Origin of the sequence: Erwinia sp. S43, from assembly GCF_016624745.1 — a bacterium.
GTDB lineage: Bacteria > Pseudomonadota > Gammaproteobacteria > Enterobacterales > Enterobacteriaceae > Erwinia > Erwinia coffeiphila.
Genome location: NZ_JACVTX010000009.1, coordinates 180,916 through 190,707 on the forward strand (window position 1 = coordinate 180,916; position 9,792 = coordinate 190,707).

At 53.3% G+C, this 9,792-nt stretch carries 8 protein-coding genes and 1 pseudogene; 7 read left to right on the forward strand and 2 right to left on the reverse strand.

Going from position 1 to position 9,792, the window contains the following annotated elements; genetic code table 11:
• Positions 1-58 precede the first annotated feature (58 nt).
• The 3 genes and pseudogenes from IBT47_RS13605 (at position 59) to IBT47_RS27085 (ending at position 3,392) form a co-directional block, all read left to right on the forward strand.
• Positions 59-1,498 (forward strand): PLP-dependent aminotransferase family protein, encoded by a 1,440-nt coding sequence (locus IBT47_RS13605; RefSeq protein WP_370569895.1) that lies wholly within the window; start codon positions 59-61, stop codon positions 1,496-1,498.
• 652 nt (positions 1,499-2,150) lie between these two features.
• Positions 2,151-2,571: pseudogene (locus IBT47_RS27080) on the forward strand (hypothetical protein).
• A gap of 107 nt (positions 2,572-2,678) precedes the next feature.
• Positions 2,679-3,392, forward strand: a complete 714-nt coding sequence (locus tag IBT47_RS27085; RefSeq protein WP_370569897.1) for a mechanosensitive ion channel family protein — start codon at positions 2,679-2,681, stop codon at positions 3,390-3,392.
• A 43-nt stretch (positions 3,393-3,435) separates the two neighbouring features.
• On the opposite strand, the gene IBT47_RS13615 is transcribed toward IBT47_RS27085, so the two are convergent.
• Entirely contained in the window at positions 3,436-3,915 is a 480-nt protein-coding gene (locus IBT47_RS13615; RefSeq protein WP_200560862.1) for a MarR family winged helix-turn-helix transcriptional regulator, read from the reverse strand.
• A 73-nt stretch (positions 3,916-3,988) separates the two neighbouring features.
• Between IBT47_RS13615 and IBT47_RS13620 the strand changes: the two genes are divergently transcribed.
• The 4 genes from IBT47_RS13620 (at position 3,989) to IBT47_RS13635 (ending at position 7,905) form a co-directional block, all read left to right on the forward strand.
• Positions 3,989-4,951 (forward strand): zinc-binding alcohol dehydrogenase family protein, encoded by a 963-nt coding sequence (locus IBT47_RS13620; protein ID WP_200560849.1) that lies wholly within the window; start codon positions 3,989-3,991, stop codon positions 4,949-4,951.
• Positions 4,952-5,225: 274 nt separating this feature from the next.
• Positions 5,226-5,774, forward strand: a complete 549-nt coding sequence (locus IBT47_RS13625) for a hypothetical protein (RefSeq protein WP_200560863.1) — start codon at positions 5,226-5,228, stop codon at positions 5,772-5,774.
• Between the two features lie 454 nt (positions 5,775-6,228).
• Positions 6,229-6,978 (forward strand): SDR family NAD(P)-dependent oxidoreductase, encoded by a 750-nt coding sequence (locus IBT47_RS13630; RefSeq protein WP_105594917.1) that lies wholly within the window; start codon positions 6,229-6,231, stop codon positions 6,976-6,978.
• Between the two features lie 99 nt (positions 6,979-7,077).
• Positions 7,078-7,905, forward strand: a complete 828-nt coding sequence (locus IBT47_RS13635) for an alpha/beta fold hydrolase (protein WP_200560851.1) — start codon at positions 7,078-7,080, stop codon at positions 7,903-7,905.
• Between the two features lie 614 nt (positions 7,906-8,519).
• Here IBT47_RS13635 and IBT47_RS13640 read toward each other — a convergent pair.
• Positions 8,520-9,653 carry an ABC transporter substrate-binding protein gene (locus IBT47_RS13640; protein WP_200560853.1) on the reverse strand — a complete coding sequence of 378 codons (1,134 nt, stop codon included), beginning with the start codon at positions 9,651-9,653 and terminating at the stop codon, positions 8,520-8,522.
• Positions 9,654-9,792 lie beyond the last annotated feature (139 nt).

A 9,792-nucleotide genomic window follows, 5' to 3' on the forward strand; every position in this document is an offset into this window, starting at 1 on the left:
GGTGCAACGCATTGCCTGTATAGTCAGATTTATCGAAAATCAGACTGTACAGATCGCTATGTCCGCCCCGTCACTTTCTACTCCACACTATCGTCGAATCGCTGAAATGCTGCGCCAGACCCTGGCTTCAGGTGCCCTGCGGCCGGGCGATCGGATGATCTCCGCACGTAAACTGGCGGAGCGCGAACAGGTCAGTCTGCCCACCGCGCTCGAAGCGCTTCGCTGCCTGGAGGCCAAAGGGCTGATTGTTGCCCGCCCGCGCTCGGGATATTTTGTCAGTCAGGTAAATGCAGCCCGCAGCAAGCACTCCTTCGCTCCATCAACCGGCCCCGTTCCGGTGACCATGTCCGCCGTTGCCCGTTCGTTGTTCAGTAGTGCTGAAACGCGGCTGGTGCCGCTTGGCGCGGCGCTGCCCGATCCGGCCTGGCTACCCGGGGCGACGCTTCAGCGCGCGCTTCATGCAGCCAGTCGTCGGCTGGATGCGCACGGCCAAAGCTACAGCCTGCCGCCGGGCAGGGCCGATCTGCGCAATAATATTGCCACGCGTGCCGCAAAGTGGGGAGCCCGCTTTAGCGCGGACGATCTGGTGATCGCTGCCGGTGCAACCCAGGCGCTGCGCCTGGCTTTACGCGCCGTGAGCAAGCCTGGCGACGTCGTGGCGATTGAGCAGCCCGCCTACTTCGGTACGCTTTTGCTGCTGGAAGATCTCGGCCTGAAGGCGCTGCAAATTCCTACCGATCCTGCCGAGGGGCTGCTACTGGCGCCGCTGGAAGATGCCATTCAGCGCCATCGCCCGGTGGCGGTACTGGCCTCGCCGACGGTGCAAAATCCGCTCGGTGCCAGTATGACGGTAGCGAAAAAGCAGGCGCTGGTTGCGCTGATGGAACGCGCTGGCATTCCGCTTATAGAGGACGATGTTTACGGCGATCTGGTGGGTGAAGAACAGCGCCCTCCGGCCTGTAAGGCGTTCGACCACAGCGGTAATGTGATTTACTGCAGTTCATTGTCTAAGACCCTGGCTCCCGGCTGGCGAATCGGCTGGATTGCCGCCGGGCGCTACCACCCGCAGGTGATGCAGGCGCGGATGGCCGGGGAGTGGGCCGGTGCGCCGCTACTGGAAGCCGCAACCAGCGAGATCCTGGCGAGCGGTGACTACGAGCGCCATCTGCGCCGCCTGAAAACCCGAATTGCAAAGGGAGTGCAGGCGGTAATCGCGCGGGTCAGATCCAGCTTTCCGGCGGGTACGCAGGTCATCATCCCCGCCGCCGGTTTTCTCTTATGGGTAGAACTTCCCAGGTTGGTCAACGCGCTGGAAGTGCATCGCCGCGCGCTGGCGCTGGGCATCGGCGTCAGCCCCGGTCCGCTGTTTTCCCCTGGTGCGGAACTTCAGAACTTTCTGCGATTGAACTGCGCCAACGAACCGACGCCGCATCTGCTGAATGCCGTGGATCAGATAGGTGCGCTCTGTTATCAGTTGGTGGGGGAGGCGGTAAGGTGAGTCTTTTTATGATCATAATCTTACGTTCTAAATCTAACTGACACTCTTTAGTGTTGCTGGTGGTGATTGATTTATCAGGATATGCTGTTACCCATTCATCAAAGGACTTGTGAATAAAAATGTTTATTTTATGCGTTTCTGTCATCCTTGGAATATATGCTGTGATTGACAGCTACAGGTCGTATAAAAAAGGGATATTCAAAGAGTACAGGAAAATGGCACCCTTTGTGATCCATTATCGAAAAGACCGATCGTTTCTTCCTCATGTTATAGGTAATGCCCTGCTGGGTATTGGCATGATCGGTTTTGGGATTTGGTTTTGGTTTTTCACTCACTAACGGTTTTTGTACTGCAGTATTTTTCACTCATTAATGCACCAGCATAACGCGATGCAGGTTGCTCTGAGGAGGTAATTTAACAATATAATTTCAATCGGATTTTTCCTGGTTAGAGTCAATAATTTCCTTTCTGAACACCTACAATGGCACGGTGAAAACTGTAATTTGACCAAGATAGACTGTACTAGTCTATTATAATTCTAAGGCGTGGACTTGAATGTCCCTGACATGTCATGATGTCGTTTGGTTAAATTTTTGTATATAGCCGCAGGCTGTAGCAGATACAAATGGCATACATATTCAGGCGATAAAAGATGGCATATCTGGACTATTTATTTAAGTTTATGGAAGGGAATCCGGCGCTCGCCGTGGGTTTTAACATTATTTTGCTGATTGTTTCCGGCATGTTTACCCACATTTTGTGCAAATTCCTGCTGATCAAAGTGGTGCGAAGAGTCTTCTTTGCCAGCCACAAGCAGGATGTGCCGCTGGAAAAAGACCGCCGCATCGCCGAGAAGCTGTCGAACTTTATGCCGGTGATTATCGTCTATTACGTTCTGCAGTTTATGCCGAATATGCCGCCATCGCTGGTGACGGCGATTAATACCTTCTGCGGCATTTTGTTTTTTATTTTCCTGTCGATCTTCTTCAATGAAATGCTGGATATCGTCAACAGCTCTTACGTCCGCAAAAGCAAACGTAAAAATCATTCTATTAAGGGCTATATCCAGATAGGGAAGATTTTAATTCACGTTATTGCCGCAATTATGATTCTTGCGGTGATGTCGAATAAATCACCCGCCATTATTATTTCCAGCCTCGGTGCAGTGGCTGCGGTGCTGATGTTAGTGTTTCAGCATACTCTGCTGTCTCTGGTCGCCAACGTCCAGCTCTCTTCGAATGACGTCCTGCAGCTGGGCGACTGGATTGAGATGCCCGACAAGAATCTCAGCGGGGAGGTCACCGATATTGCGCTGCACACCATCACCATCCGCAACTGGGATAATACAATCTCACGTATCCCAACCAAAAACTTCCTTACCGAGACCTACACCAACTGGCAGGCGATGTTTTCTTCCGGCGCGCGGCGGATAATGCGTAGCACCAGCATCGATCAGCACTCGGTTAACTTCCTCTCTCAGGAGATGCTGGCGCCGATGTTGTCTGTTCGCGGAGTCAATGAGCCGCTGGCGAAACTGCTTGATGGCCGTGATCCTGGAGGAGTGGCCGACAGCTGGTTTATTGATAACGGACTGACTAATTTAACGCTGTTCCGCCACTACCTGATGGCCTATCTCGCCGAACGGCCGGACATTATTAAAGACATGTACATCGTGGTGAGAACGCTGAAGCCGTCACCGTCCGGCATGCCGCTGGAAATATATTGCTTTACCTCGTCGATTTATTGGATGGATTACGAGAATACGCAGTCAGAGATCTTCGAATATATCACTGCGGTGGCCGGGAAATTCTCCCTGCGTCTGTACCAGTATCCGGCGGGGCACGATTTCTGGCGGTTATCACAGGAAAGAAGCGGCCGGGATAGCGCGCGATAAATCTCCTGCGGGCCTGCATGTCAGGCAGGCCCGGACACTCTTCTTATTTCTCAATTTCATCCAACGAAGAAAAATCAATAACGAACTGTTTAAGCAGGCGTTCAAGCTGCACACGGTCTTCCGGCTGCCATTGCTGGAACACTTTCTGGTAAATGTCTTCACGCGCCGCGTCAATCTTATCTGTCATCGCTTTACCCACTGCAGTGATAACGGCTTCATTAATCCTCTTATCTTTCGCGTTTTTCTGTCGCTGCGCCAGACCCGCTTCTTCAAGCTTTGTGACCTGACGGCTAACCGTGGTGTAATCGCGGCCGACTCTGTCTGCCAGTTCGACGACACCAATAGGACCAAACCGGCTGATTTGAACCAAAAGAGGAAACAGTGCGCGATCGAGATTGATTGTCGACGCTTTGATCATTAATTCATCACGTTGCGGGCGATTAAACACGCCAACAAGGGTGAGTAATGCATCATGCAGATCGGAAAAATGCTGGGTGTTATGTGTATTTTGCACGCTTTTTATTGACACCGACTTTGGCTGAATTTAATGTGTGCATTATACACGTAAATCATATTGGCGACAGGTGAACATTCAAATGAAAGCAGCGATTATCAACCAGCAGGGCGAAAAGCCGGTGTACGGTGAATATCCCGATCCCCAGGCCAGCGATCGTCAGGCCGTTATTACCGTCACAGCCGCCGCGATTAGCCAGCTGGCAAAATCACGCGCGGCTGGAAAGCATTACAGCTCGATGACCTCTGCTCCCTTCATTCCCGGGATTGACGGGACCGGTTACCTCAGCAACGGCGATCCGGTGTACTTCCTGTCATTTAACGCTCCCTGGGGAAGCATGGCGGAGAAAACGCGGGTTTCACTGGACAATGTTGTGCACTTACCCGCTGGACTGGACCCTGTACTTGCCGCGGCAATTGCGAACCCCGGGATGTCATCCTGGGCTGCGTTAACGCGCCGGGCAATTTTACAACAGGGTGAAACGGTTCTGATCAATGGCGCAACCGGCACATCGGGCGGTCTGGCCGTCCACATCGCTCGCTGCCTGGGGGCCGGGAAAATTATTGCAACGGGGCGAAATAAAGATGTTCTGAACAAATTACGTGAAGAGGGCGCGGATGTTGTGTTAACGCTGGACTCCCTGCCATCTGAATTACCCGCCTTAATGGCTGAGGGAATTGACGTTGTTCTTGATTATCTCTGGGGTCAAAGTGCACTGGATATTATGACGGCGGCCGTTGCCGGTGGCGCAAAAACCGTGCGCTTCGTTCAGATTGGCTCACTTAGCGGCCAGGAAATTAACCTGCGCAGTAAATTGCTGCGTTCATCAGGCTTGACGCTGATGGGGAGCGGGTTGGGTAGCGTTTCAGATGCAGAATTGATTGCCGCGATAGGTGAGCTTTTTCAGGCAGTATCCACCAGTGGCTTGTCTGTTCCGTTTATACAACGTCCTCTGGATGAGGTGGGAGAAGCCTGGGCCGAAGACGACAGCCGCTGTCGGACCGTTCTCATCCCCTGCAACGATCCTGACAGGAAATGGCGTTGATCGGTCGGAATAAGGTCTGACATCCGGACTGAGTCAGGCGCTTCAGTTTCCGCGCCTGGCGTATCGGGGCTGGCCGGAACACGGACCCGCTGTCACTTCCCTGTCCGCTCGGCCTCGCACGTCCCTGTGCTCGGACGGTCCGCTTTTCCGGCCAGCCCCGATTGCTTTAAGCATTGATGTTGCTGCATCAATAACGGTATCTTTTCTGCCAGCAACATAATGATCTGAAAGGGAGACAGTGATGGGACAGATTAGCCGGGTTTATGCGGTATGGATGGCGGTAATGCTGATAACCGCCTGCACCAGTAAGCCAAACCTGCCGCCAACCGATACCATTGTGGCGGTTAAACCGACCCAGTCCGGTGTTATCGCCAGCTCGGCAAAATACGGTTATCGTTTTGTTCGTGATGGCACGCCGCAGGAATATCAGCGTTACAAGACATTTTACGAACGTTTCAATCAGCAGGCTTCCGGCGTCAGAGTTAACTTTTTGGTTAAAGAGCATGAGGTGACGGCGGAGTACCTGGTGGTGATGGATAACCGCAAGCTGGACGCCGGGCAACGTGACGTGCTGGTCAATCAATATAAGGCGGTTCCCATTGATAACGATCGCCTGGGCGTCCTGTTTAAAGCTAAAGGATTTTGGTCCTCCTCCCACGCGCCGGAACTGGCTGCCCCTTACCGGCTAGACAGACCGGTCGTGGTCGCCATCAACGACAAAACCCAAACGCTAAGCACCTTCGGTACCATCGCCCTGATACCGCTGTTGCCACTGTTCCCGCTGTTTATGATGTACGGATGTGCCACGGGTCCGTGTTTGTGATGCTCATACCGCAATAAATATCATATCCAAACCTGCCGCGAAAAATGCGGCAGCAGCGTATTTCATTTAGCTCTCCGGTGCGGCTGGCAGAAAATGGGTAGCCGCACACCGCACACCGCACACCGCACACCGCACACCGCACACCGCACACCGCATACCGCATACCGCATACCGCATACCGCATACCGCATTGTAGCTGGCTGCCCGTAGCAGCGCAGATGCTCGCCCCGTATTGCTTGTCAGCAAAACCTCTTCCTCTGCTTGACTCGTCAACATTGCTATCCCTTAGAAACTCGCGAATCCATTGTTTCAAATTTGCAATGATGAGTTGCAAACCATTCTATTTTGAAAATTATCGCACGCGGATATGCTTCTCTCATCGCGACAACAAACGTCGTCGCCAACGACAGATGACCCAATAAATCTATCCATACTTAATTTAAGGAACGACATCATGAGTAAAAAACTTTCAGACAAAATTGCGTTAGTGACCGGCGGCAGTTCTGGTATTGGCCTGGCATCAGCACAGGAACTGGCAGCGCAGGGTGCCACCGTTTACATCACCGGCCGTCGTCAGGAGGAACTGGATGCTGCGGTAGCGTTAATCGGACCGTCGGCCAAAGGAATCCGGGCAGATGCTTCTGTTCTGAGCGACCTCGATACCGTGTTCTCTACTATCTTGAGCGAATCCGGCAGGCTTGACGTGTTGTTCGCCAATGCGGGTGGCGGCGACATGATGCCTCTGGGGGCTATTACCGAAGAGCACTTCGACCGTATTTTTGGCACCAACGTGCGCGGTGTGCTGTTCACCGTACAGAAAGCGCTGCCGTTAATGGCTAAAGGGGCCTCCATCATTCTTACCGGTTCAACGGCAGCAGCGAAAGGCACCGCCAGCTTCAGCGTCTACAGCGCAAGTAAAGCCGCCGTCCGCAGCCTGGTCCGTTCCTGGGCGCTTGACCTGAAGGATCGTGGTATTCGCGTCAACGTGGTTAGCCCTGGCCCTATTCGTACGCCAGGTCTGGGCGGTCTGGTTCCTGAAGAACATCGTCAGGGACTGTTCGATGCGCTGGCAGAGGGCGTGCCGCTGGGCCGTTTAGGCGAGCCGGAAGAGATCGGTAAAACGGTGGCATTTTTGGCCTCTGACGATGCGAGTTTCATCAACGCGGCGGAAATTTACGTTGATGGTGGATTAGCGCAGATTTAATTCACGGTCAGACCCACACCTTTAAATTTAAAGCCACCACGGCACGATTTTAAATACGTGCCGATGGGATCGCCTGCACATCATTATGGAGAAATAAAAATGAGCTTTATTACTACCTCTGACAAAACGCGCATCTTTTATAAAGACTGGGGCGACAAAAATGCTCAGCCGGTTATTTTCTCGCACGGATGGCCACTGAGTTCAGACGCCTGGGATGGGCAGATGCTTTATCTTTTGCAGCAGGGTTACCGAGTTATCGCTCACGACCGTCGTGGACATGGCCGCTCCGATCAGCCAGCTTTTGGCAATGATATGGACACTTACGCCGACGACCTGGCCGCCGTGATTAATGAACTGGACATTCAAAATGCGGTTCTGATTGGTCACTCAACCGGCGGCGGTGAAGTGGTTCACTATATTGGCCGCCACGGAACCGGTCGCGTGGCGAAAGTGGTGCTGATCGGTGCCGTACCGCCGATTATGATATCTACCGAGCAGTGGCCTGAAGGCACGGATATTTCGGTATTTGATGGTATCCGTAAGGGGGTATTCGACAACCGCTCAGATTTTTATCTTAATCTGGCGATACCTTTCTTTGGCATGAATCGCGAGGGCGTGGAGATCAACGAAGGTCTGCGTCTGAGCTTCTGGAATCAGGGAATGGCCGGTTCAATTGTCGGGCAGTATGCCTGCATCAGGGAGTTCTCTGAAGTTGACTATACGGAGGATTTGAGAAAAATCACCGTTCCGGCGCTGGTTATTCATGGTGATGACGATCAGATCGTTCCAATTAGCCACTCCGGCCTCTTATCGGCAGATATTATTCCTGATGCTGAACTGAAGATATATCCTGGCGCATCGCACGGGCTGGCGGCAACGCATCAACATCAACTTAATAGCGATCTGCTGGCGTTTATTCAGTCGTAGTGAGGCAGTGTTTACCACCTCATTGAATATGAGGTGGTAATGGAACGCATTCGAATACTGGATTCAGTCGTTTCAGACTTTGTGCCTGGCTTATCGGGGCTGGTCGGAACGCGGACCCGCTGCCACATCCCTGTCCGCTCGGCTTCGGTAGTCACTTCAGGTTTTGTGCCTGGCTTATCGGGGCTGGTCGGAACGTGGACCCGCAGTCACATACTTGTCCGTTCGGCTTCGGTAGTCGCTTCAGGCTTTGTGCCTGGCTTATCGGTGCTGGCCGGAACGCGGACCCGCTGTCACATCCCTGTCCGCTCGACCTCGCACGTCCTTGTGCTCGGACGGTCCGCTTATCCGTCCAGCCCCGATTGCCTGCATGCATTGGTGGTGCTGCCTGAAACCATTTATTTTTGGCAGCAACGCAAGGATTCAAAAGGGAGACCGAAACGGGACAGGTTAGCCGGGTGTCTGCCGCACGGATGCGGCAGCCAAGCCCCCAGGGACCGGGTTCACGGCGACCCGGCGATCTGCCCGCTACGGTCGCCCGCGAACACCGATCTAACCGCGACCTACCGACACCACCTCTGAGGCCACCGCTCTAACAGCTATCGATCTACCGAAAATCACTCAGCCGGATGATACTCAATATTAATCGGCTCATCAGGCAGCTTGGTGAACTTCTGGATAATCTGATGGTAATCCGCCGTCGGATTCATATCCTTAAACTGCTGCGGATAGAAATCCTTCGCCAGCATCTCAATACCGATAATATTGTACGGATGATTGTAGAAGTGATGGTAAACCGCCGCGACCTTGCCCGCCTTCACCGCCGGAATATCCTTCACCCCGTTACGATTACGCAGACGATCAAAACTCTCTTTGATCTCCTCAACGCTGGTATTGTAACCCAGCGGGATCACCGTACTCGCTTTGCCACCGCGTTTTGAACCGCTCATCACATAGTAATCAGGATTCATCGAAATCACCTTCTCCACCGCCACGTTACCGCTGGTGCCCGGCAGCAGCTCGGAGCCGATATTGCGTGCGCCCGTCGCTTCAACCAGTGCGCCCCAGCCGTTACGGCCGTGGGTAAAGCAGCAGGCATCGCCCCCGCCGCCGATACCGGCAATCGGCTCAACGAACACCAGCGGCTTCGGTGAAATATCCTTCACCTTATTTTGAATGGCAGTCAGCTTCTGCTGATAAAAATCGGTATAGGCTTTGGCGTTGTCTTCCTGATTCAGCACCTTGCCGAGCAGCGTCACGCTGGCGGCGGTGTTCTGCACCGGGTGCAGCTCAACGTCCACAAACAGCACCGGAATATTCAGCGCCGCCAGCTGCTTCAGCACGCCGGTCTGCTGGAGCGACGGCTTCGCGCGCAGCTGGGCAATCATCAGATCCGGATGCTTAGCGATCACCGTTTCCAGATTCACTTCGCCCTGGTCAGAGAAGCCCATATCCAGGATTTTATCCGCCTGTGGCCAGCGGCTTTTCAGCATATTCCAGCTGCCGGTGTCCTGCTTCTTCATCAGGTTGTTCCAGGAAACCACGCGCTTGAACGGATTGTCGCGGTCAAGCAGAGCAAGGCTGAGGATCTCGCGGCCGTCCTGCAAAATAATGCGCTGCGGCTCCTGCTTGATCACCACTTTCTGGCCGTCCATATCGGTTACGGTCAGTGGATAGGTTGTGGCGAAAGCCAGGGCGGGAAGGGTGGTAACAAGGAGAGCGGAAAGCTTCAAAGCCGGAACAGTTTTCATATTCGGAAAGACTCGGAATAATAAGGTGATGATAATTATTCTCATTTTTATCTAAACCGCATCTAAACTTTGTAACTTTTTTATAAAAAATTCACACTTTTACCAGCCCAGCCCAGCCCAGCCCAGCCCAGCCCAGCCC